Source organism: Paenibacillus sp. sg306046 (assembly GCF_059821225.1).
In genome coordinates this window covers 73,391-97,752 of the sequence record NZ_JCAMRT010000005.1, presented here as the reverse complement: position 1 = coordinate 97,752, position 24,362 = coordinate 73,391, and the positions used below count along the sequence as shown (strand labels likewise).

Below are 24,362 nucleotides of genomic sequence, written 5' to 3'. Positions count from 1 at the left end.
CTGCTTGCGGTTGACATCTTGACAGCGGCGGCTGGCGGTCGTTACGATATCAGCAAGATAACAGCAAGGTCCGCCGCAGGCTGTCCGATGCAAGGGAAGGAAGAGGTTGTTCATGTCAGCTTATCTCCAACAATCGACAGGTATTGTGCCTGCTGTGTGCTCACTGGATTGCCCGGATCAATGCGGGCTGTTGATTCATAAAGAGGAAGGGAAAATCATCAAAGTCGAAGGGGACCCTGATCATCCGGTCACGAAGGGGGCGATTTGCAACAAGGTTCGGCATTTGGCGTCGCGTATTTATGATCCTGAACGGCTGCGGGTTCCGCTCAGGCGTGTAGGGCGAAAGGGTGAAAATCGGTTTGAGCCCATTTCCTGGGAGGAAGCGATCGAGACGATTACGACCCGCTGGAAGCGGCTGATTGCCGAGCATGGCGCGGAATCTATACTGCCCTACAGCTTTTATGGCAATATGGGGCGGATTGGAACAGAGGGGCTGGATCGGCGCTTTTTTTACCGGCTGGGGGCAAGTCGGCTGCAATATTCGATCTGCCAGGCGGCAGGCGAGGAGGGTTATCACTATACGATGGGCGGCAGTGTCGGCTGCGATCCGGAGGATACGGTTCATGCCAAGCTGATTGTGATGTGGGGCATCAATGCGGTTAGCACTAATATGCATCAGGTGATGCTGGCTGAGCAGGCGCGCAAGCAAGGCGCTCAAATTGTTGTCATTGATGTGCATCGCAATCAGACGGGCCGCTGGGCGGACTGGTTTATTCCGATTATGCCGGGGACGGATGCGGCGCTGGCGCTTGGCTTGATGCATGTGTTATTTGCCGAGCAGCTGGTGGATGAAAGCTTCCTGAAAACCTACACGGTCGGTCACGACGAACTGCGCGAGCATGTGAAAGCGTACGATCCGGTGCGGGTGTCCGCGATTACGGGAGTTCCTGTGGAGCATATTTACAAGCTTGCGCGGCTGTATGGACAAACGTCGCCTTCGTTTTTGCGCATCGGCAACGGGATTCAGCATCATGACAACGGCGGGATGTGCGTGCGCACGATTTCCTGTCTTCCGGCGCTGACCGGCGCCTGGCTCGCCAAGGGCGGCGGCGCGATCAAAAGCAACAGCGGATATTTGCAGCATAATACGTCGGGGCTGCAGCGGCCGGACTTGCTTGCTTCCCCGACCCGCCGCATCAATATGAATCTGCTTGGCAGCGCGCTGCTGGAGCTGGACCCGCCGATTCGCTCGCTTTACGTGTACAACTCGAATCCTGCGGTGGTCGCGCCGCACGCCGGCAAGGTGAAGCGGGGGCTGGAGCGGGACGATTTATTTACGGTTGTGCATGATTTGTTTCTGACGGAAACCGCCATGTACGCGGATATCGTGCTGCCGGCCACCTCGTCGCTGGAAAACACGGATTTTATGAAATCGTACTGGCATCACTTCGTTCATTTGCAGGAGCCGGTCATCGCGCCTTACGGCGAAAGCAAGTCCAATGTGGACGTGTTTCGGCTGCTGGCGCAGGCGATGGGCTTCGAGGATCAGGCGCTGCGCGATTCGGACGACGAGCTGATCCGGCAGGCGCTGAATCACCCGGCCAATCCGCGCTTGGAGTCGATCACGCTGGAGGCGTTGCGCGAGCGACGGTTCATCAAGGCGGCGGTGCAGCCGCTTTTTCCAGGCAAGCTGTTCACCCCGAGCGGGAAAATCGAGCTGTACTCCAAGGCAATGGAGCGCAAGGGTTATCCGCCGCTGCCGACCTATACGCCGCTGCCGGATGAAACGGACTTGCCGTTCTGGTTTATTCCTGCGCCGAATCATAACTTCCTTAATTCGACGTTTGCTCACAATGAGAAGCATGTGCGAATGGAGCGCACCCCCAAGCTGCACATGCATGCAGCCGATGCGGAACGGCTCGGCGTCGTCAGCGGCGAACGAGTGCGGGTGTGGAATGGCCGCGGCGAATGCGAGCTGACCGTGGCGGCCGGCTATGATGTGCTGCCTGGCGTCGTCGTCAGTCAAGGGTTATGGGCGGGCAAGGCTGGAGCTGCGGCGCTTGTTAATGCGTTGACGCCGGATCGGGTGGCCGATATGGGCGGCGGCGCGACTTTTTTCTCGGGGAAGGTGCAGGTAGAGAAGCTAGGGCGGGCTGCTGCGGCCGGCATCAGCGGATAAAGGGTCGAATGGCGGCCTAGGTCTGACTTCTCAGCGCCGCTGGCGGGCAGGGCTGCCGGCGGCTGTATGGGGAGGGGAACGGTCGGAGTGTGCGCCCAAAGTCCAGGCTGCGGGCTGCAAGCTGGCGGCTTGAACTGAGGCTTTGGTCCTGAAAATGATTCGTTATAGCGAAACTTGGAATCTGGGCTTCCGGCAGGTGTTCAAATTTGCAAACAACACTTATTCTAGGAGAGGCGCGCGAGGCGTCCTTTGAACCTCTAAGAAGAAGTGGAGCGACACCTGATGATCAGACTGATGAAGCAACTAAGTATTATCGCGATTTGCATAGCCGGGCTGCTCGGCTTCGGTGGACAGCCTGCCGGGGCGCAGGCGACAATATTCAAGGATGTGGCCGGACACTGGGCTGAGCGAACGGTGTACGGGATGGTGCAGCAGGGGCTGCTGGACGGCTTTCCTGACGGCGCGTTCCGTCCTGATGATCCGGTTACGGTGGACCAATTCGTCAAAATTTTGCTGCTATCCTTCTCGCAGCTTCATCCGAACGGGGAGCGGAGCTGGTCGAACGCGTTTCTGGAGGCGCTGAGTCCGGCGAATCAAAGCTTGATTCGTCAGGATTACCGGGATTTTTCCTTCCGGCCAAGCCCGGTCGGTTATTGGGCCAAGCCTTACATTGATTTGGCAGGCGATCTGCACTTTATGGATAAGCAGCAGTTTTCCGATTACAAGGCGAACCTGAAGCGCGAGGATGTAGCGGAGCTGATCTATTACGCATTGAAGGGCACGGAATATTTGGAGGATGAGGTCAACAGCTTGGCGACGGCCCGGCAATTCGGCGACTTCCAGAGTGTTCAGGCTCGCAAGCAGAAGTTTATCGGCGAAGTGATGACCAAGGGGATCATGGAAGGTTACCCGAATGGCTACTTCGGCGTTGGTCGCGAGGTGACGAGAGCGGAGGCGCTGCAAATTGTCGCCCGGCTGCAAAATAAATCGGCGCGTATTGCGGTGACGGCGGCGCAGCAATCGTTTGTCAAGGTTGTGCCTACAAAGGACGGGAGCTACAAACGGCTCGTCTTTCCGGACGACAGGATGCTGCAAAGCTATGGGGTGATGGAAGCTGCGGGCAAGCTGCGCGGTTCGAATTATGATCTGGAGGAAACGGTGCTGAGGCTGTTTAAGGATGCGGAAGCGAAGTCGGCCGCCTTAAACAGCGCCACGGAGAGCGGGCGCAACAATAATGAAGCGTCGTTGTGGCTGGACCCGCAATTCCGGGCGTACGGTGTTACGGTGCGGCTGGAGGATGGGGTGCTGGCGCGTAATCTGGAAAGCATCCGCAAATTTACGGATTTTATTTTCGGCTACGACGCCGAGACGTTTAACCGCTTGTTTGCGGCTGTGTACGAGCAGGCGGTCAAGGGGGAGACTGTAGCCCCGCAAACGATGCAGATCGGCCGTTTTTCGGTCGAGCTTCGGCTGCAGGCGGATGGCAAGGCGCTTGTATTTTCGGTCACTGGTTAGCGAAGAGGCTGCTCATCTGCGGATGGGCGGCTTTTCGTGTATGATAGAGCAATAACCAAGTGAATGAGGAGCGAGGATGAGATGGGCAAGGGAATGGATGCAGAGGTAAACCGTCAGCAGCGGGAGGGCGAAGGGGCTGAGCGCAGAGAAGAGGCGCGCGAGCTGCTGGAGCAAAATCCGGATATCGTATTTGAGGAGCGGCTTCGGCTGGAGCTGGACGGAGAGGCGGCCGAGTTCTGGCTGAAATTTACGTCGGAGTGGGGCGGCGCGTTGTATTTGCTGGATGAAACGAACAAGAAGCGGCTGGAGCGCGGTTTGCTGGACGAGGATCGCTATGAATGGGCGCGGCGGTCGCATCGGCTCGGGTTGATTGCGCTAAGTGATCTGTATGACCGGCTGAAGGCGTGGAAGGAAGCCGGAATGCCGGGCGGCGTATTCGGATATGTGATGAATTCGGTCGATTGCTTCCTCGTGCCGGGATATTTGGATGACTATGGACGGGTCCATGAGGCTGGCGCAGAGGAATGCAAGCGCTGGATCGAAGCGATTCGCATGGAGTTGTCGCAGCAGTTGTCTGTTGAACAGGCTGTGGATGCCATCCATACGATGGTGAGCGAATATATTGGCCGGATGCATATTTATGCGGCACGGGCGTAGCTCGGGGTAATGATTGATGAAATTGCGATCGGTCATACGTGTCGGGGACTGGATTCGACGGCAAGAGGCGTGTGGTGTGTCGGTTGCCGCTGAGGGGGCGGCTGTGAGAAAATAAAGCGAAAGCTGTCGAAAATATAAGGCGGTACGCGGCAAGGAGTCAGATAGGTGTGAGGAATCGTTTCGTCATCATTGGGATTATGTTGGTTGTCTTTGCTGCGTTGCAGATTTATGTCGGCTGGAGCGGCTACCGCTTTTGGGAAACTTTGCTGCCGAATGCGCCGGGCTGGTTGTATGCGGCCGGGTACGGTGTGCTGGCTTTCGGCTATATAGCGGCTATGCTGCTGCGCCGTGTGCTGCCGTATGGGCTTTACAAGCTGCTGCGCGTGGTTGGGGCGTTTGGGCTGGGTCTGTTTTTCTACGGGCTGCTGCTGACGCCGTTCGCGCAGCTGGGAGGCTGGCTGCTGGTGCGGGGCGGTCTGACGCCGGGCCGGGCGACGGCGGTTGCGGGCTTGGCGGAGCTGGCCGTGCTGGCGTTTCTGTTCATTCGCGGGTCGTGGAATGCATGGACCCCGGTTGTCCGCAGGTACGATCTGCAGGTTGCGAAGCAGGCAGGGGAACGGAAGGAGCTGCGGATCGCAGTGGCGTCGGATTTGCACCTCGGCACGATGATTGGGAAGCGGCATATCGCAAGGCTGACCCGGAAGGTGGCGGAGCTGTCGCCTGATCTGATCCTGCTGCCCGGCGATGTGCTGGATGACAGCTTTGAGCCGTTCGTCCGCGAAGGCATGGGGGAGGAGCTGGCCCGGCTGCGCGCTCCGCTGGGCGTATACGCGGTGCTGGGCAATCACGAGTACATCGGCGGGCATATTGCGGACTACGTGGAGCATATGCGCGGGCTTGGCATCGAGGTGCTGCTGGATCGCGTGAAGCTGCTGGACGGCGGCGTCTATGTCGCCGGACGCAAGGATTATACGGCGGAAGGCTCCGCGGGCGGCAGGCTGCCGGTAGCGGAGCTGCTCCACGATGCGGACCGCAGCAAGCTGATTGTTTTGCTCGACCACCAGCCGCGCAAGCTGGGCGTTGCGATGGAGGCCGGCGTCGATCTGATGCTGTCGGGTCACACGCACCGGGGACAAATGCTGCCCAATCACTTGATTACGCGTCGGCTGTTCGAGCTGGATTGGGGTTATTTGCGCAAGGGGGCCATGCATGCTGTTGTGTCCTCCGGCTTCGGCTTCTGGGGGCCGCCAATCCGGCTGGGAAGCCGCTCGGAGGTGCTGGATATCCGGCTTGTGTTTCAGGGGTAGTCGTATCGGTAAGGAAGCTTTATCAGGAAGGAAGTAGGGAGGCTCCGGAGCGCTTGGCTCCGGGGCTTGTTTGCATTTGTATACGCCGTCTGCTCCTTGGGCCTGGCTCTGCGGGGCAGTCTGAGGCGCTTGAATGTCCGGTTGCGCGTAATCGCTTGCAGAGCAAGCGGAGCTATAGCCAAGGGAAATGGCGGTTTAGCGAGGATTTTGTTGAATCCTATCAATTTTTCCAATATGATGAAGCAGTGGACGATTGTCCAGTTATCTGACATGAACCAGGAGTGGGTCGCTATGCTGGTTTTCAAGGAAATGCTGTTACAGGTGTTTCTGGCTGTGATGCCCTTGTTTCTCGTTGAGTTATGGACGGGCCGCCAGATGGCATGCCGGGAAAATGATGAGCGAAAGCTGAAAAACCGGCTGGTGTTGTATTCAGCTGTCGCGTTGCTGTTATGTGTGCTGTTTGGGATGCGATCGGGGACGTATATCCAATGGGATATGCGCGTCCTCCCTTATATCGTAGCGGTGCTGTACGGCGGCAGGCGGAGCGCCCTGCTGGTGACGCTGCTGTACGTCGGATCGCGGCTGATTATGGCTGGCTCCGGGATGGGACTGGCCATGGTGATGGCCGGCTGTTTGCTGACGGTGGCGGCTTTGTTTGCGGGCAAGCGCTGGTTTGACATCTCGACCGTGATCGGGAGGATGAGAGTGGCGGTCATCATTACCGGCTTTAGCTGCCTGATGCAATTTTTGGTCGGAGCAATTCTGCTCGGACTGGGAGCTGAGGCGGAGCTTGGCTTAGGCCACATGATTTGGAACACGATCCTGTTTAGCTTGCTTAAGATGGCCGCGATCGGAATGATGATTTACCTGGTCGAAAGTATTATGGAGAAACGGCGGCTGCAGCGTCAGCTGCGTGTCATGTCTGAGCGGTACGCCGATCAGGCGCATAAGCTGCAGCAGCTGGTGGATGGCGCCCCGATTACGGTCTTCGGCCTGGACCGCGACGGGAACGTCGCTATTGCTAATGAAGCTTCTCAGCGTTTTTTTCCCAATCATACGAAATGGCAGCTGCTCGGGATGCCCTACCGGGAGCTGGCCGAGTTGTACGGCTATTCGGTGGAGGATTCTCCGCTATACGGCGCAACTCAAGGGCGTGAGATCCGTTTGGAGCTTGATGTGAGGGGCGAAACGTATGCAGTCAGCGCTTATCCGTTGTTTACGGCAGAGGGGGTGTATGATGGCGCGGTTACGATTATGATGGATATGACTGAGGTCACCAGGCTGCGGCGGGAAATCGGTCATATGGAGGGGTTGAGTCTGGTCGGCCAGATGGCCGCCAGCATTACACATGAGATCCGTAACCCGATGGCGGTCATTCGCGGCTTCGTTCAGCTGATGCGGGAGCGCGAGTCCATCCCCTCCGAGCCTTATCTGGCCGTGATTCAGGAGGAGCTGGACCGGGCTAATGTCATTATTAATGATTTTCTGTCGCTGGCACAAAACCGGATTGTGGAGCGCGCCGAGACGGATCTGCATGAGTTGCTCCGGCAGCTTCATCCGTTGCTGATGGCCAACGCCAATATGCGCGGGCATACGCTGCGTTATGAGCTGGCTGAGACCGCGCCGCGGCTGCTGCTGAACGAGAAGGAAATCAAGCAGCTGGTCATCAATCTGGTGCGCAACGGAATGGAAGCGATGGAACGGAGCGGAATACTTACGATAGAAACACGCCGGGCGTCGGATGCCGTGGAGCTGTTGATCCGCGATACCGGCTCAGGCATGACGCGCGAGGTGCAGGAGCAGCTGTTCAAGCCGTTTTTCACTACCAAGCATGGAGGGACGGGGCTGGGGCTGGCAGTATGCCTGAGCATTGCCGAGCGTCACGAGGGAACGATTCGCGTAGAATCCATGCCGGGAGAAGGGACGACCTTCAACGTCCGCTTCCATACGGCAGGCTGATGGCTGGTTAGACAAGCGGCACATTCAATTCACGGAACCGGCGAATAAAGTCGATCCGGAGCTGGTGCTTCTCGGCTGGCGGCAAAAATGCGGCTTCGACCCCATTCATGATCAGGGCGGCCAGCTCGCGAAGCGTGAATTGAAATTTCTCGGCAATGGTGCGGTACTCTTGCGTGATCGAAGTGGAGGAAACGACCGGATTGTCGGTGTTGATCGTCAATACGAGTCCTTGCCTGAAATACCGTTTGATCGGATAGGCGTCCCAGCCGGTCACGGCTTTGGTCTGAATGTTGCTGATCGGGCAAAGTTCCAGCGGAATCTGGCGTTCCCGGATCAGGTGAAGCACCTCCGGATTTTCCTCCAGCCGTACCCCGTGGCCGATCCGAACCGCTCCTAGCTCGGTGATGGCCTCGTAAATATTTTCCGGACCGGCAGCTTCTCCGGCATGGATCGTGATCGGCAGGCGGTGCTGGCGGGCGAGCGCAAAGGTGGAACGGAACAGCTCTGCCGGGTAGGCGGCTTCGTCTCCGGCCAGATCGACGGCAACGACGCCCTTGCCCATATAACGGGCGGCTGCTTCAATCACCTCGCGGTTTATCTCCGCGGGGTGATTTCGCATGCAAATGACGATGGCGCGCGCCTTGAGCTTGAATTGCGCCTCGCCTTGCCGCAGTCCGTCGGTGACGACGCGCAGCACTTCGTCCAGAGAAAGGCCGTTTTTCCGGTGCAGCTGCGGGGCGAACCGGACCTCGATGTATCGGCAGCGTTCGGCGGCCGCCTGCTCCACAACCTCGTACGCAACCCTCGTCAAGGCGGCTCCGGTTTGCAGAAATTGTCCGGTGAAATCAAACTTCCGCAAATACTCCTTCAGGCTGCTGCAGGCGGCTGTCACCTGCATGTAATGGGCGAGCGCTTCCGTGCCGTTAGCCGGCAGCCGGATCTTTTGCTCTTTCGCCAGCGCGATCGCGGTTTCCGGCTTCACGCAGCCGTCCAGGTGCAGGTGCAGATCGACCTTGGGCAGCTCCGACAACAGCTTCCAATCGGTAACGGGATTCAACATAAGCGGCAGCCTCCTTGGGGATGGTGATGAAGATAAAAGAAATAGACATTCGATTCGAATGTCTACGGGCACTAGGGATGGCCGACATGAGTGGGTACAGGGGGGTGATCGTCCTGGTCGGCGTCAGCTCAAGCGGGGGGAGAGCTTTGGGTGACGGGCCAAGTTCGAAAGTGCTTCAATTCAGAAGCTTTTTTTCACATCATAACATTACGTTAATTGTGTGTCAATAAACATAACAATAATAGGCGTTTTTGTGGATAAATACGTAAGATTGTTTACAAAAATCTAAATGTGATGGTATATTTTACGCTAAGCATTCAGTTTTGAGGTTATTTTTGTTACATATATGTTAGATTTTGAAGGGGGAGTCACAGGATGATGAAGGTGGCTGTCGGACAAACCATGGTCAATTACCCGTCTGTCGAAAGACGATTACTGACAAATAGAAGCGGTGCAACGAAGGTGAGGACGGGAGCTGAGGAGGAGGAGGGTGCTGAAAACCGGCTGAAAATGGGCGGACTGTTGTTGAAGCAGCGCAAGCTGATGCAGCTTGTTTTGAACGGGCAGGAGTCAACGGATTTCTTTGACCGGCTGCTGGAAATTGCGGAGACGCCCTTCGCCTTGCTGAGCCCTGAACGGGAGCTGCTGTTTACGTCCATTACAGAACGCGAGGAGGAGCTGCTGCGCGGCTGGCCGTGGTCAACAGGGGTGCGCCGGCTCCGCACGCAGAGCGGTGAATGGCTGCGCGTTCCGTTTGAATGGCGGGATACAAGCTTTGGCTTCGCTGTGTTTTATCGTCAGGGAGGCGGGCTGCTGCCAGAGGAGGAGGGGCTGCTGATCCAGATTGCGGAGGCGGCCGCCTACCACTTGAAGCAGAATCGCTTATCGAAGCCGGGTCGTGCGAAGCAGGTTGAGCTGGGCGAGCTGTTTGCCCGGTATTTGCGGGACGAGCTGGCCGAAGGGGCGCTGAACGCTCAACTGGAGCTGGCGGGAGTCCGCGTGCTGCGCGGCACCTTTCAATGTATGCTGACGCAAATGGTTCCGGACAAAGCCGCGGGTCTTCGCAAGGAGGTGTCCGCAGCCGAGCTGATCCGGGTGCTGGAGAGCAATCCGACGCTTGGCCCCTTGGAGTTTGTCCATGTGCCTGTCGGAGCGGCGGTGCTTTCCATCTGCTGTGCGCGGATGCTTGCCGATTCCGGGAAGCTTGTTCAGCTGGCCTCCGAGGCGCTCGGGCATTTGCCCGAAGCCGGACTGCGGCGGCAACTTCGCATGTCGGTCAGCGGGCGGAAGACGCGGAGCGCGTTTTTGCGCCAGGCTTATGAGGAATGTGTCGATGCGTTCCGGCTGGCGCAGCAGCTTGGCATGAAGGAGCAGGTCGTCCGCTTCGATTCCGTTGATCTGGCTTATATTTTCCGCCATGTGCCGGTGCAGGAAATGCGCGGCTATGGCGAAGAGGTGCTGGAGGCGCTGCTCGCCAAAGACCCCGATTACGCTCATGAGATGATGCGTACGCTGGAAGCGTTCCTGTTATGCGACGGCCAGATTCATGAAGCGGCCAAGCAGTTGTTCGTCCACCGCAATACCGTCGCTTACCGTCTGGAGAAAATCAGCGAGCTGCTGGATGTCGATTTCAAGCGGATCGACGACCTGCTGCGGCTGAAGCTGGCCTTTATGTTCCGCCGCATCCTGCACGAAAGTCTCTAAAGCCGCTCAGGCTCAGGCTGCCTTCACAGGCTCGCCGGGAACGGCCGGAGCAGACCGCTTGCGGAAGATCAGAATGACCGCCGAGCAGAGAAGCAGGCAAGTCGCGCCGCATACGATAAATGCGCCGCTCGCCCCAAGCCGGTCTGCCGCCAGTCCGGTCAGGAAATTGCCGAGCGGGGCGGAGCCGACAAACAGCAGCGAATACACGCTCATAACACGGGCGCGGTATTCGTCTTTCGCATGCATTTGCAGCGTGGAGTTACAGTTGGTTGCAAACAAAATATTGAACACGCCCGCTACAGCCAGACAAATACCGGCGGTTACCGGCGAACGGGTCAATCCGATGAAAACCAGGCACACTGACAGCAGCATGGAGCAGATCAAAATGAGCCGCCGCCGCGGGCCTTGCTTGCTCAGGAAGGACATCGCAAGCGCGCCGCAGAAGGAGCCGATGCCGAGACAAGACATCAGCAGCCCGTACGTTTGCTCCTGCAGGTGCAGCACGTCCTTCGTAAAAACCGGGATGAGTACGCTGAAGTTGTAGGCCAGCGTGCCGACGATCGTGACGAGCAGCATCGTCTGCGCCAGCAGCCGATCGCGTGCGATGTACGCCAGGCCGTCCCTGATTTCCTTGAGCAGGCCCGTGTCCTTCCGCTTCTCGCGAACGTAGGCTGGCGCTTCGATGCGCGTCAGGCCGTACAGCACCGCAATAAAGCTGAGAGCGTTCAGCAGGAAGCACCAGCCCGCGCCGAGCAGCGCCATCATCAGCGCGCCGAACGCCGGACCGAGAATCCGGGCGAGGTTAAACGTCGCCGAATTCAGGGCAATCGCGTTCATCAGATCATCCTTGCCGACGATCTCGATGTTAAAGGCTTGCCGGGTCGGCATATCGAACGTATTCGTAATGCCGAGCAGCAGCGCCAGTACGACGACATAGCTGTAGCGCACCGTGTCCGTAAACACCAGCGCCGCCATCGTCAGGGCGAGGCACATGGAGACGGACTGCGTGACGATCAAGATGCGCTTCTTCGGAAACTTGTCGATGACGACGCCTGCAAACAGCGACAGCAGGGTGAAGGGCAGAAATTGCGCAGTACCCAGCAGCCCGAGCAGCAGCGGCGAGCCGGTTAAGGTCAGCACCAGCCACGCCTGCCCGATATTTTGCATCCAGGTGCCGATCAGCGAGATGCACTGGCCGAACCAGAAGTAGCGGTAATTCCGGTGTGTCAACGCATGGAAATGGTTGTGAACCAGCCGTTCGCCTGCCGGTCTGACATTCATGACGGCTCACCGCCCGTGTTTTCTTCGGCCGGCGGCTTGGGCCGAGGATCGGATTCCTCGCGCGGAGCTGTGCTGTCCCTCGCCACACGGGCCGCATTTTCCCCCATCCGTTCGAGCAGCGTCCAGACCAGCTCCTTCTCGTCCTCGGACAAGCCCTCGGTCAGCAGGCTGCGCCAGTCCGTCAGCACGCGCCGTACCTCATCGCGGATATCCAGCGCTTTGGCGGTCAGGAAGACGCGGTAAAACCGCTTGTCGTCATCCCGTACCTGCCGCAGGATGTAGCCCTGCTCCTCCAGCTTCTTCAGCGCCTTGGCGGTTGTGCCCTTGTCGATCCATAAATATTCCGCCAGCTCTTCCTGGCTAAGTCCGTCTTTCTTGTACAACGCATTGAGAAAAATGTATTGGCCGCGGCCAATCTCATGCTCCTTCAGCCGGCTGGCGACATACATGTGGCCGGAGCGGTGAAGCAGTGAAATTAACCGGGGAATCGTGTATTTATGCTCAGCCACTATAGTTCCTCGTTCCGTATAGGTTAGTTGCAAGTGCTACTAATTCGATTATACGAACCGGGATTATGGAATGCAACCTGATTTCCAGTGTTTGATTGCGCAACTTGTCTTTATTTTGTAATATGTTTTTAAGCTTATTTTAATAATAGTAGATTATGCTAATAGTATAAGTTCCGAATTAAACAAGAAATCGAATAGGACGGTGTCAGGGATGAAAGTTTTTGTTACGTTTCAAAACAAAGAGGTCCCGGTTTTCGCCGACAGCCTGAATAAAAAGACACTGAAGCTGCTGAAGGCTGCACTCGACAAAAAGGTGGCAACCGGAAGAACGACCTTGCAGAAATGTTTGAAATCGCTCATAAGCATTGAAGTCATCGGCTGTGAAGCCATTTTGCACTCTTTTAATGAAAAGGATTCACTCGCATTGTCCCTCTACTAGAGGGACTTTTTTTGTAGACCGCGATAGTGGCCGGGGGCGACCCCGTAAGCGTCCTTGAACACCCGGTGGAAATACGAATACCCGCCGAAGCCGCATGTCTGGGCTATTTGCTCCAGCGACATCGACGTATACGTCATCCGCTCCACCGCCGCCGCTAGCCGCAGGCCAAGCGCATACTCCATCATGGAGCAGCCGAAGCATTCCTTGAACAGGTGGACGGCGCGGGAGACGCTTAGTCCGGCATGGCTGGCCGCTTCTCCGACCTTGAAGGTGCGGGTGGCGTTTTCCTCGATAAACCGCTTCAACCTGACGGCGGCGAAGGGACGGCCCGGTCTCGGCGCCGTATCGGTAATGGCGCGCTCCAGACAGAGGCAAAGCGCACGCAGCAAGTAGTCGGTCAGCTCAGAAGGCTCGCTGGCTGCCGTCCGCAGATGCTCCAGCAGCAACTGCTGCCAGAGCGAGATCAGCTTCTCGTCGGGGTCGATCCGGCTAAGCGGCGGTCTTGCTCCCCGCTCCCACCATTCGTCCATCCAGTCGCCTTCACAGCACAAGTAATAATCGCCGCTGGCTACCCGCGTCAGCTCGCCGTCCGGACCGGACTGCTCATCCATCAGCAGCATGTACGTATCGCCGGGCTTGATCATAATCAGGTGGCCCGGTTCAATGGCAAGCCACTGGTTGTTCATGTACACCTGGCATGTGCCCTCCGTCTGCAGCCGGAACAAGTAGTGGGGTGAGCCGTTTTTATATTGCATGGTAAAACGCTCGGTATGGAATGAATAACCGCAGGTCAATACAGTGGCGCGCAAGGCAACCCCTCCTCCAAAAAATGATAGCCAAATTGTTGATGTTTTAATTATATCGTCGATATGCAAAAAAAACGATTGTTTGTATAGTAAAAGAACAACAAGCGCATAACATGGAATGATAGATTAAGGAGCTGTGGATGCTATGAGAAAAATGGGAATCGGCGTTCAATTGTATACGCTTCGCAATGAAACGGCGGCCGACTTCGAAGGCACGCTGCGCCAGGTGGCCGCGCTCGGCTATGAGGGCGTGGAATTCGCCGGCTATGGCGGACTGCCTGCCGACCGGATGAATGCGCTTCTGCAGGAGCTGAACCTGAAGGTTCCGGGCAGCCACGTCAGCCTCGAACGTTTGCGCAATGATTTGCAAGGCGAAATTGACTATATGAAAGCAATCGGCGGCCAGACGATTATTGTGCCGTGGGCGCCGGATGAAAGCGAGGAAGGCTGGAAGGCGATTATCGCCGAGCTGCAAACCTTCGGCAGCGAAATTCGCCGTCAGGGACTCGGCTTCGGCTATCACAACCATGCCTTCGAATTTGAAGGCAAGGTGGGCGACGCCTTGATCTTCGATGCGATTTTCGAAGCGCAGCCGGAGCTGCTCGTGGAGCTGGATGCTTGCTGGGTGCATCGGGGCGGTCAGGACCCGGTCGCTTATATCGCGAAGTATGCCGGACGTCTGCCGCTGGTTCATGCCAAGGATTACAAGGTGGAGGACGGCAATACCGTGACGCTGGAGCTGGGCGAAGGCATCGTGGCTTTGAATGATGTCATCGCGGCTGCCTCGGACGCCGGGGTGGAGTGGCTGATCGTCGAGCAGGATAACTGCCAGAAGCCGCCGCTGGAAAGTGTTTCAAACAGCTTGAATTGGTTGAAGGAGCATTACCTGCAGCGCGTATAGCCAGGAAAAGTTCCATGAAGGAACGATCGGTCACGAGGCGTGCGCGAAGCGTATTGGAGAAGTGGAGCAGAGCTGGCTGCAACTCATAATCAAAGGAGCGAAACATTCATGAGCAAGCTGAAAGTAGCTGTTGTCGGTTGCGGCTCGATTGCCAAGTACCGCCATATTTTGGAGTATGCCCTGCTGCCGCAGGTCGAGCTGGTTGCATTTTGCGATATTAACGAAGAGCGCGCGCGCAAGTACGCGGACGAGTACGGCGCGAAGGCGTTTACGGATTATCGCAAGATGCTGGCTGAAGTAAAGGCGGATGCCGTGAGCGTCTGCACGCCGAACGCCCTTCATGCCGAGGTGTCGATTGCGGCTGCGAATGCGGGCGCGCATGTGCTGGTCGAGAAGCCGATGGCTGCGACGACCGCTGAAGCCGATGCGATGATCGCGGCTGCCGAAGCGAATGGCGTACAGCTGATGGTTGGCCACAACCAGCGTCTGATGCCTCCGCATGTGAAAGCGAAGGAGCTGCTCCAAAGCGGCAAGCTGGGTAAGGTGCTGACCTTCCGCACCTCGTTCGGACATCCGGGTCCGGAGCGCTGGAGTGTAGACGGACGGGAGAGCTGGTTTTTCCGCAAGCCTGAGGCTGTTATGGGCGCGATGGGCGATCTCGGCGTACACAAGTCCGACCTGATCCGCTGGCTGCTGTCCGACGAGGTGTCCGAGGTAGCGGCATTTGTCGATACGCGCCATAAGGAAGGTACGGATGTTGACGACAACGCCACTTGTATTCTTCGGATGAAAAGCGGAGCGATCGGCACGCTTGTTGCGAGCTGGACGTATTACAAGGGCGAAGACAACAGCACGGTGCTGTGGTGCGAGAACGGCGTGATGAAAATCGGCACGGACCCGCAGGATCAGGTTATCGTCGAATTGCGTGACGGCTCCGTGGAAAAGCACAACGTGGGCGGCATCTCAACGAACGAGCAGCAGCTGACGAGCGGCGTGATTCGTGAATTCGTCGAAGGTATTCTTAGCGGTACGCCTCCGCGTATTTCCGGCGAAGAGGGCAAGCGCTCCCTGAATGTTATTTTGGCGGCGTTCGAATCGCAAGCGACCGGCCGCATTGTTTCGCTGTAATTGTCAGGCACGATCATTAAGCTGCAGGAAACGGACGATTGTTCGGTTTCTGCAGTTTTTTTATGGCCTTCAGCCGCTTCACGTGAACAATTCACCAAGAATCAACTAAACTTAACTAAAATAATTAGTTGCGTAAGAAATGTAAGCCGACCTGGATTTCCTTGACAAGGGGCGATTTGGATGGGAAATCGTGGGCTTAAAGACTGGTTTTTTTGTTTTTAGTCAGGATGAAATCGCTGTTAAATAAAATTTACAAGAAAACTTAATAATTTTAGTTGTCAAATCTGATAATTTAATTATTAAGTTTAGTAAATTCTGATTGACCTTTTTTTTATTCTAGTGTTATGATTGAGGAGAATCACTGCAAGCTTAGTTCATGAACAGACAACGCCTTCATTAACCCTACCTATTGGGGGGGGCCGATGAAGGAGGCAGGGTCGCAGCTGATGCCGCACATTTCATTATGATAGCGTTTACAAAGGGGCAGCCTGAGATTCAGCCATCAAGCAAGTCCGAAGTGAATCAACTGTACACAAAAAAGGGAGGCTTGTCACATGAAAATGAAAAGAAACATGTCTTTGTTGCTCTCAACGGTACTGACAGCCGCGATGCTGTCCGCTTGTTCCCCGGGAGGCGGCGCTTCCGAACCGGAGAAGGGCGCGGCCGCCGATCCGGGCAAAGCTGCTGCAAGCGATGCGAAGGTTGAGCTGCGGATGGTATGGTGGGGCGCTCAAGCCCGGCATGATGCTACGCTCAAGGTGATTGAGCTGTTCGAGAAGAAATATCCGAATATTAAAATCAACGGCGAATATATGGGCAGCGACGGCTACTTCGATAAGCTGAACACGCAGATCGCGGGCGGCAACGCGCCGGACCTGATCCAGATCGGCAACAATTACCCCGATTATGTCGCCAAGGGCGCCTTTTACGACCTGACTCCGTTTATGGGCAAAGAAATTAATATCGCGGACTTCGAGAAGTCAAGCATTGATTCCGGGGCGATGGACGGGAAGCAATACGGGATCATTCTTGGCTCAAATGCTTACGGAATCGCTTACAATACGGAGCTGATCAAGAAAGCGGGCATGCAGCCGCCTACTGGCGACTGGACGTGGGAGGAATTCGGAAAATATGCCGCCGACCTGACGAAGGCGCTGGGCAAAGGCTACTACGGAGCGGTCGATGAGTCCAAGCTGCCGCTGTATATGAACTATTTCGCTCGTCAAAGCAACCAGACCTTATACAAGGACGGCAAGGTCGGCTTCGATAAGGCTTTAGCGGAAAGCTGGTTGACGTTGTGGGACAACTTCCGTAAAGCAGGCAGCGTGGCTCCGGCTGCTGTCACGGCGGCGTATACCGAGAATCCGGAAAACTCCTCCTTTGTTGAAGGCAAAAGCGCGATGCATCTGGTCTGGTCCAACCAGCTCAATGCTTACCAGAAGGCGATGAAGGATGAAATTCAGGTCGTACTGCCGCCTAAGGGTCCAGCTGGATCGGCGCAAGGGCTGTGGCTGCAGCCAAGCCAATTCCTGTCGGTCAACAGCAAGAGCAAAAATCCGAAGGAAGCCGCGATGTTCATCAGCTTTATGGTCAACGATCCGGAGGCGACGATGATTTTGGGCAGCGAACGCGGTGTTCCAGGCTCGTCCAAGGCACGTGAAGCCTTGAAAGCAAAAGCAAGCGAGGTTGATAAAAAAGTATACGCTTACATTGATGTGGCCGCCAAAAACTCTCGGGTACCGGATCGTGAAATTCCGAACGGCAAGGAATTTGAAACGACACTGGTCAATGTGACGCAGAAGGTCGGCTTCGGCAAAGACACGATTCCGAACGGCGCCCAGGAAATTTTAAGCGCGGCGGAGAAGGTCGTCAAAAAATAATCGCATCGCCAGCAGCCCGAATCCGGAGTGCCTCAGATTCGGGCCTGCTGTCATCCGTCTTGGGCTTGTACGACTATGTAAAGGAGTGTGCCTGATGAGCTCAGTTACCGACGCGGCTCCAAAACGTTCTGCTGTGAAAGCTGCGGGATTTCTCGGACGTTTATGGAAACGGAACGCCGTCGCTTACTTGTTTTTGCTGCCTTGGTTCATCGGCTTGTTTGCTTTGACCATCGGACCGATGATCAGTTCTTTCTATTATTCGCTGACCAAATTTGACGTGATCGCACCGCCGCAATTTATTGGAATGGAAAACTACAAGACGATGTTTACCGCCGACCCGAGGTTTATAACGTCCTTGAAGGTAACGTTTATTTACGTATTCGCCTCCGTTCCGTTCAAGCTGATTTTTGCTTTGCTGGTGGCGGCGCTGATGAACAAGGGACTGCGCGGGCTGAGCTTTTACCGGACGATGTATTATTTGCCGACGCTGCTTGGCGGCAGCGTAGCGATCGCCGTGCTGTGGCGCAAAATTTTCGGCGGCACCGGCGTCGTCAACCAGTTTTTGCTGCTGTTTGGCATCGAAGCTCCCGATTGGATCGCCAACCCCGACTATGCGCTGTATTCGATTGTGGCGTTGTCCGTCTGGCAGTTCGGCTCCTCGATGATTATTTTCCTGGCCGGGCTGAAGCAGATTCCGCAGGATTTCTATGAAGCGGCGCAGGTGGACGGCGCGAGCAAAATGAAGCAGTTCTGGAACATTACGCTGCCGCTGCTGACGCCGGTCATTTTCTTCAACCTGGTCATTCAGCTGATCGGCTCGTTCCAGGCGTTCACCCAGTCGTTTATTATTAGCGGCGGTCAGGGCGGACCGATGGATTCGACGTTGTTCTACACGTTGTACCTGTATATGAAAGGCTTCGCTTTCTATGAGATGGGCTATGCTTCCGCGATGGCGTGGACGCTTATGATCATTATCGGCATCTTTACGGCCGTGCTGTTCGCCACATCGCGACTATGGGTTCATTACGGAGATGGAGGAAACTGATATGGCGGCATCCAATCGCATGCAGCAACTGCTGCTCCATAGTGTCATCATCGTCCTCGGCGTGGTGATGCTGTATCCGATTTTGTGGCTGATCAGCAGCTCGCTGAAGCCGGCCAATCTCATTTTTACCGATCTCAGCCTATGGCCCAAGGAAGTAACGCTGGACAACTATATCCGGGGCTGGAAGGGGATCGCGCGTGTTCCGTTTATGACGTTCATGCTTAATTCGTTTATTATTTCCATACTTTGCGTGGTCGGCAACCTGCTGTCCTGTTCGATGGCCGCGTACGCGTTCGGACGCCTGGATTTTGATTGGAAAAAAATCTGGTTTGCCCTTATGCTGGTCACGATTATGCTGCCGCATCATGTCACGATCATTCCGCAATATATTTTGTTCAAGGAATTAAACTGGGTGGACACGTATTACCCGTTGACCGTGCCGAAGTGGCTGGCCACCGACGCCTTCTTTATTTTCCTGATGGTTCAGTTCGTTCGCGGACTGCCGAAGGAGCTGGACGAGTCGGCGACGATCGACGGCTGCGGCAAAATCCGTATTTATTGGAGAATCGTCATGCCGCTGGCGCTGCCGGCGCTCATTACGACAGGGATTTTCACCTTCATCTGGACATGGGATGACTTCTTCAGCCAGCTGCTGTACTTGAATACAGCCAAGCTGTACACCGTTCCGCTCGGCTTGCGTCTGTTTATGGACTCCTCCGGCGAGTCGAACTGGGGCGTTTTATTCGCGATGTCCGTGCTGGCGCTGATTCCAAGTCTCGTTATTTTTTTCAGCTGCCAGAAATATTTTGTCGAAGGGATTTCAACTACCGGCATCAAAGGCTGAACCTGATCGTTCTGCCGATGACTATTAAAACGTTTCAGGAGTGATAGAGATGAGACCATTACTGTCCAACAAGACGATCGAACGCTGGGGTATGATTGAGCTGACGCTTGCCGGTCCTTCCGCAGGCAATCCGTACAAAGAAGTTACACTGGGCGCCGTGTTCCGGCACCGGCAGCGCACAGTTGCGGTAGACGGCTTCTACGACGGGAACGGCAGCTACAAAATCCGATTTATGCCGGATACGGAAGGCGTCTGGACCTATGAGGTTTCCAGCAGTCATGCCGAGCTGGCCGGCGCCAGCGGCGAATTTGTATGTACGTCGGCTGCGGCGGACAATCATGGACCGGTCCGTGTTCGCGACGACCTGCACTTCCACTATGAGGACGGGACGTCCTACGTGCCGTTCGGGACAACCTCCTACGCCTGGACGCATCAGGATGAAGCGCTGCAGGAGGAGACGCTGGCTACGCTGCGGCAAAGCCCGTTTAACAAAATCCGCATGTGCCTGTTTCCGAAGCGGTACAGCTTTAATGCCAATGAACCCGCGTACTTTCCGTTCGAGGGCTCCAGGGCCGCTGGCTTCGACTGGGAGCGGTTTAATCCGGTATACTTCGCCAATCTGGAGAAGCGGCTTGTCCAGCTTCAGGAGCTGGGAATTGAGGCTGATCTGATTTTGTTCCACCCTTACGATGTCGGTCATTGGGGCTTCGACCGGATGTCGGCGGAGACGGACGACTTTTACCTGCGTTATGTGATTGCCCGTCTGGGCGCGTACCGCCATGTCTGGTGGTCGCTTGCGAATGAATTTGATTTTATGAAGGAAAAGGTGATGAGCGACTGGGACCGTTTGCTGCGCACGGTGCTGGAATGTGATCCGTATCAGCATCTGCGTTCGATTCATAACGGATCGAGTATGTACAATCCCGGCGCAATCATTTATTACGACCATACGAAGCCATGGATTTCGCATGTCAGCATGCAGCATTGGGATGTCACGTTGATGAAATCATGGAGCGCGTTGTACCGCAAGCCGGTTATTGTCGATGAATGCTGCTACGAAGGCAACCTGCCGCAGCGCTGGGGCAATATTTCCGGCGAGGAGATGACGGCCAAGTTCTGGGATTGCTTCGCACGGGGCGGCTATGGCGGTCACGGTGAAACGTTCATGCATCCCGACAACGTGATCTGGTGGGCGCGCGGCGGTCAGCTGTACGGAGATACGCCGGGGCGGCTGGCGTTTATGCGCCAGATCGTCGATGAGGCTCCGGCCGGCCTGCGGCCGCAGGAGCGGTTCCGCGACGTGCCGACGCTGGGGAGCGAGGATACGTATTTTCTCCAATATTACAACAATCACCGCCCGGCGTACCGTGAGCTGCCGCTGCCGGAGGACCGGCAGTATGCGATTGAGCTGATTGATACGTGGAATATGACCATTACCCCGCTGGATGGCGCGTACTCTGGTGTAACCGGCATTGCGATGCCGGGCCGCCCGTATATGGCTGTCCGGGTCAGGGCGATATAAAGCTTGATGGAGGTGTTGGCGTAATGACGGGAACAGCGGCAGGATCGGCAGGCAGCCTGATACGGCAGGTGGAGCGTTGGGGGATGCTGGAGCTGATCGTAGCAGAGGATGGGAGCATAGCGGGAGCCGGGGACGTAGTCGAGGGTGAGAGCACGGCAGGAGTCGGGGTTGCAGCCGGAGATGGGAGCACGTCAGGAGTCGGGGTTGCAGCCGGAGATGGGAGCAGAGCAGGAGCCGGGGGAGAAGCCGAGGATGGGAGCGTAGCTGGAGACAGGAGCGCAGCCGAGGGTGAGAGCAGAGTGAGCGGGGGGCTCGGCTCGGGGCAGGCGCTTCAGGCATCGGAGCCGGGCGGGGGTCCGCTGCGGGCGGTTTTTATACGGCTCGCAGAGCCGCGTCTAACCCGCGAGCGGTTTGCTTTCCGCGACGAGGAAGGGCGGATGGTCATCCGATTTATGCCGGATGAAGAGGGCGAATGGGCCTATACGCTGGGGAGCGGCGGCGGGCAGTTTACCTGCACAGCGCCGGGTCCGGGCAATCGCGGCCCGGTCCGGGTCATCGGCCCGCGGGAATTCGCTTACGCGGATGGCACGCCGTATTACCCGTTAGGTACAACGTGCCTGCACGGGTATGAGGAGTCAGCGCTGGATGCAACACTCGCTGCCCTGAGTGAAGCAGCCTTCACGAAGGTAAGGCTGCAGGCTGATGTGCGCCGACCCGCGGACCGCGGGCTGGAAGCGGCAGTAGCCAAGCTCGGCGAGCTGGGAATCGAAGCCGAGCTGCTGCTGAACGGAGGCCTCGGCGATGCGGAAGAGGCGGCGGGCTTGCGTGAGCTGGTCAGCCGCTACGGCGCGTACCGGCATGTCGGTTGGGCGCTGCAGGCCGGAGCGGACGGATTGACGCCGGCAGCAAGTGAGGCATGGCTGCGGCAGGTGCTGGCTTATGGCGGGGAAGGGCATCTGCTGACGATTCATACGGCGGACCCGTTTCTCGATTTTGCCGCGACTGCTGTTACCCATGTCAGCCTGCAGTGCTATGATCCGAGCCAGGTATCACGTTATGCGGCGCTGCACGGCAAGCCTGTGCTGCTCGATGTGTGCGGGGGCGAGGGCGATGCGCCGAGACTGCAGGACAGCTTGCCTGCGGAGGAGCTGATCAGCAGACTGTGGAACAGCGTCTGCCGAGGCGGCTATGCCGGGCATGGCGAGGCGTTTGTGAGCGCGCTGACCGGGCAATCCGCTTCGGTTGGCGGCGGCACTTGGCAAACGCATGGCGGACGGCTTGCCGGCGAATCGGCGTCTCGCGTAGCTTTCTTGCGCCGGGTGCTGGAAAATGCGCCTGCCGGTCTGCGGTATATGCCGGAATATTATGATGCGGCGACGCTTGGCGCGGACGGGCTGTTTTATTTGCAGTATCACGGCCTGCACCGCTTTCCGTACAAGGAGCTGACTGTACCGCCGGGCCGCTATGCCGTCGAGCTGATCGACGTGTGGGAGATGACGGTAACGGACGTCGAAGGCGACTTCGGCGCGGACGGCCATATTCATGTGCCGCTGCCGTCGAAGCTGTACCAAGCGCTGCGTATTTGCAGCCGCGCTGTGCCGAATGCCGGAGCGGCCTCGTCTGACCGGCATGGCGAGCTGTCCGGGCGGCCATCTGTGTTTGCCGTACGGGCGTCGCGGGCAGCGAACGGCAGCGGACAGCGCCCGGCGGTTGCGCATCGTCTGGAAGCCGACGACAATTTCATCCGGGCCGATGAGCGGCTGCGGGCGGATACGGCTGGAGCGGATGAGAGCTGAGTGAGAGCAGATAAGAGCAGATAAGAGCAGATAAGAGCAGACAACAGCAGATAAGAGCTACTGAGTGGTCGGCCAGCGGGCGAGGCGGGCAGTACAGAAGCGGCCGTACTGCTCAGTGATACAGAAGTGCTCGTATAGCTCCCTTAGTACAGATGAGCTGAAACCGTAGTACAGAACGATCTGAACAGGTCGAAATATACGGAGCATGGAGCCAGAAACGGAGGAATGTATGGATCAGCAAAGCGCTAACGCAAATGGAGCAGGAGCCGCTATCCCGTGCTGGGGGCGGTATGAGCGCAGCTTCGACGGTCCCCGGACCGGTAATCCTTATCAAGAGGTCATCTTTTACGCCGAGTTCAGCCGCGGCAACCGGACCGTGGAGGCAGAGGGCTTTTATGACGGCGATGGCGTGTACAAGCTTCGCTTTATGCCGGATACGCCGGGCAAGTGGACGTATAGGACCCGCAGCAGCAGCGGGCAGCTGGATGGGCTGGAGGGCAGCTTCGAGGCCGTTCAACCGGAGGCGGACAGCCATGGGCTCGTCCAGGCGCACGACGCGTACCGGTTCAGGTTTGCGGACGGCACGCCTTATTTGCCATTCGGCACGACGTTATACCATTGGGTCCACCACGAGGACGAGGCGGAAGAGGAGCTGACGTTGTCCGAGCTGGCGGCTTCGCCGTTTAACAAGGTGCGGATGTGCATACTGCCGACCGGCGATATGCATTCGCGGCAGCTGGCTTTCGCCGGAAGCCGGGAAACGGGGGCGGATGTCAGCCGGTTTAATCCGGTTTTTTTCGCCCATCTGGAACGGCGGATTACGGACTTGCAGCGGCTTGGCATCGAAGCGGACATCATCCTGTTCCACCCTTATGATATGGGGGTCTGGGGCTTCGAGCAGCTGGAGCCGGAAACGGAGGAGCTGTATCTTCGTTACGTGATCGCCCGGCTGTCCTCCTTCCGCAACGTTTGGTGGTCGCTGGCCAATGAGTTTGACTTTAACGTACACAAGACGATGGATGATTGGGATCGCGTCTGCCGATACGTGCGTCGCTATGATCCGTACGGACATCTGCTTTCCATTCATAATGGCACCAAAATGTACGATTACACCCGGACCTCTACGTATAATTATTCCAAACCGTGGATAACTCACCAAAGCGTGCAGCATTGGGATTCCAGCTTGATGACGGAATGGATTCGCACGCATGGCAAGCCGGTTGTCCTGGATGAATGCTGCTACGAAGGCAACTCGCCCCGCCGCTGGGGCAATGTGCCGGGAGAGGAGCTGGTCAGCCGCTTTTGGGACAGCATGGTACACGGTGGCTATGCGGCGCACGGCGAAGTATTCGGCGACGATTCCTGGATTTCACGGGGCGGCAAGCTGCACGGGGAAAGCCCGCGGCGGATCGCCTTTCTGCGCGAGCTGATGGAGCAGGGACAAGCGGATCTGTGGCGCAAGCCGGAGCAACGGGACTGCTTCTGGTGGTATTTGGGCGTCAGCCGTCCGGCCAGTTGGGAGCTGGAGCTGCCTGAGGGCCGGTTGTTCCGGATCGAGGTGATCGACACCTGGCATATGCAGGTTGAGCGGCTGGAGGGCGCCGTAGAAGGAAGCTGCATAATCCCGCTGCCGCGTCAGTCGTATATGGCGGTGCGGGCGACAGCGCTGGAGCCGTACGTCGGATAGCCGGGTGAAGTGTGCTAGTGTCAAGGGAAGCGTCTGGGATGGCGTCAATGAAAGTATCGAGAAAAGTGTCAAGGGAAGCGTCCGGGATAGTGTCAAGGAAAGTGTCCATGAAAGTGTCTGGGAAAATGTCAATGAAAGCGTCA

General features: G+C 57.0%; 19 protein-coding genes. 15 read left to right on the top strand and 4 right to left on the bottom strand.

Translation table 11 applies throughout. The features are described from left to right. Positions 1-112 precede the first annotated feature (112 nt). From AC6ROY_RS06820 to AC6ROY_RS06800, 5 genes are all read left to right on the top strand, one after another. Entirely contained in the window at positions 113-2,179 is a 2,067-nt protein-coding gene (locus AC6ROY_RS06820; protein ID WP_500099409.1) for a molybdopterin oxidoreductase family protein, read from the top strand. 282 nt (positions 2,180-2,461) lie between these two features. Next, a complete protein-coding gene (locus AC6ROY_RS06815; RefSeq protein ID WP_500099408.1) occupies positions 2,462-3,694 on the top strand; it encodes an S-layer homology domain-containing protein in 1,233 nt (410 codons plus the stop codon). A gap of 81 nt (positions 3,695-3,775) precedes the next feature. Then, positions 3,776-4,351, top strand: coding sequence for a hypothetical protein (locus AC6ROY_RS06810; protein ID WP_500099406.1), 576 nt, complete (start codon positions 3,776-3,778; stop codon positions 4,349-4,351). A gap of 167 nt (positions 4,352-4,518) precedes the next feature. Beyond that, entirely contained in the window at positions 4,519-5,658 is a 1,140-nt protein-coding gene (locus AC6ROY_RS06805; RefSeq protein ID WP_500099405.1) for a metallophosphoesterase, read from the top strand. Positions 5,659-5,868: 210 nt separating this feature from the next. After that, complete coding sequence (locus tag AC6ROY_RS06800; RefSeq protein WP_500099404.1) at positions 5,869-7,617, top strand: two-component system sensor histidine kinase NtrB; 1,749 nt, start codon at positions 5,869-5,871, stop codon at positions 7,615-7,617. 7 nt (positions 7,618-7,624) lie between these two features. On the opposite strand, the gene add is transcribed toward AC6ROY_RS06800, so the two are convergent. Continuing rightward, positions 7,625-8,677 carry an adenosine deaminase gene (gene add / locus AC6ROY_RS06795; RefSeq protein WP_500099403.1) on the bottom strand — a complete coding sequence of 351 codons (1,053 nt, stop codon included), beginning with the start codon at positions 8,675-8,677 and terminating at the stop codon, positions 7,625-7,627. A gap of 375 nt (positions 8,678-9,052) precedes the next feature. On the opposite strand from add, the gene AC6ROY_RS06790 reads away from it, so the two are divergent. Beyond that, complete coding sequence (locus tag AC6ROY_RS06790; protein WP_500099402.1) at positions 9,053-10,381, top strand: PucR family transcriptional regulator; 1,329 nt, start codon at positions 9,053-9,055, stop codon at positions 10,379-10,381. Between the two features lie 12 nt (positions 10,382-10,393). Here the strand turns inward: AC6ROY_RS06790 and AC6ROY_RS06785 are convergent, their stop codons facing one another. Together AC6ROY_RS06785 and AC6ROY_RS06780 are read right to left on the bottom strand one after the other, a co-directional pair. Further along, complete coding sequence (locus AC6ROY_RS06785) at positions 10,394-11,662, bottom strand: MFS transporter (protein ID WP_500099401.1); 1,269 nt, start codon at positions 11,660-11,662, stop codon at positions 10,394-10,396. Further along, positions 11,659-12,171 (bottom strand): MarR family winged helix-turn-helix transcriptional regulator, encoded by a 513-nt coding sequence (locus tag AC6ROY_RS06780; protein ID WP_500099400.1) that lies wholly within the window; start codon positions 12,169-12,171, stop codon positions 11,659-11,661. Before AC6ROY_RS06780 ends, AC6ROY_RS06785 begins: the two co-directional genes overlap by 4 nt. Positions 12,172-12,382: 211 nt before the next feature. Between AC6ROY_RS06780 and AC6ROY_RS06775 the strand changes: the two genes are divergently transcribed. After that, a complete protein-coding gene (locus AC6ROY_RS06775) occupies positions 12,383-12,610 on the top strand; it encodes a 3-dehydroquinate dehydratase (RefSeq protein ID WP_500099399.1) in 228 nt (75 codons plus the stop codon). Here the strand turns inward: AC6ROY_RS06775 and AC6ROY_RS06770 are convergent. Continuing rightward, entirely contained in the window at positions 12,607-13,419 is an 813-nt protein-coding gene (locus AC6ROY_RS06770) for a helix-turn-helix domain-containing protein (RefSeq protein WP_500099398.1), read from the bottom strand. The two genes, AC6ROY_RS06775 and AC6ROY_RS06770, sit on opposite strands and share 4 nt — an antisense overlap. Before the next feature lie 142 nt (positions 13,420-13,561). Here AC6ROY_RS06770 and AC6ROY_RS06765 point away from each other — a divergent pair, with 142 nt between their 5' ends. From AC6ROY_RS06765 to AC6ROY_RS06730, 8 genes are all read left to right on the top strand, one after another. Continuing rightward, positions 13,562-14,317, top strand: a complete 756-nt coding sequence (locus AC6ROY_RS06765; protein ID WP_500099397.1) for a sugar phosphate isomerase/epimerase family protein — start codon at positions 13,562-13,564, stop codon at positions 14,315-14,317. 108 nt (positions 14,318-14,425) lie between these two features. Further along, positions 14,426-15,445 (top strand): Gfo/Idh/MocA family protein, encoded by a 1,020-nt coding sequence (locus tag AC6ROY_RS06760; protein ID WP_500099396.1) that lies wholly within the window; start codon positions 14,426-14,428, stop codon positions 15,443-15,445. Between the two features lie 554 nt (positions 15,446-15,999). Further along, complete coding sequence (locus AC6ROY_RS06755; protein ID WP_500099395.1) at positions 16,000-17,325, top strand: ABC transporter substrate-binding protein; 1,326 nt, start codon at positions 16,000-16,002, stop codon at positions 17,323-17,325. Positions 17,326-17,419: 94 nt separating this feature from the next. Then, the gene (locus AC6ROY_RS06750; protein ID WP_500099394.1) at positions 17,420-18,370 is read left to right on the top strand and encodes a carbohydrate ABC transporter permease; all 951 of its coding nucleotides are present in this window, start codon (positions 17,420-17,422) and stop codon (positions 18,368-18,370) included. A 1-nt stretch (position 18,371) separates the two neighbouring features. After that, positions 18,372-19,214, top strand: a complete 843-nt coding sequence (locus AC6ROY_RS06745) for a carbohydrate ABC transporter permease (protein ID WP_500099393.1) — start codon at positions 18,372-18,374, stop codon at positions 19,212-19,214. A gap of 49 nt (positions 19,215-19,263) precedes the next feature. Then, positions 19,264-20,736: a DUF5605 domain-containing protein gene (locus AC6ROY_RS06740; RefSeq protein WP_500099392.1), complete on the top strand. Its 1,473-nt coding sequence runs from the start codon at positions 19,264-19,266 to the stop codon at positions 20,734-20,736. 23 nt (positions 20,737-20,759) lie between these two features. Then, the gene (locus AC6ROY_RS06735; protein WP_500099391.1) at positions 20,760-22,532 is read left to right on the top strand and encodes a DUF5605 domain-containing protein; all 1,773 of its coding nucleotides are present in this window, start codon (positions 20,760-20,762) and stop codon (positions 22,530-22,532) included. A gap of 229 nt (positions 22,533-22,761) precedes the next feature. Further along, positions 22,762-24,219, top strand: coding sequence for a DUF5060 domain-containing protein (locus AC6ROY_RS06730; protein WP_500099390.1), 1,458 nt, complete (start codon positions 22,762-22,764; stop codon positions 24,217-24,219). Positions 24,220-24,362: the final 143 nt, after the last annotated feature.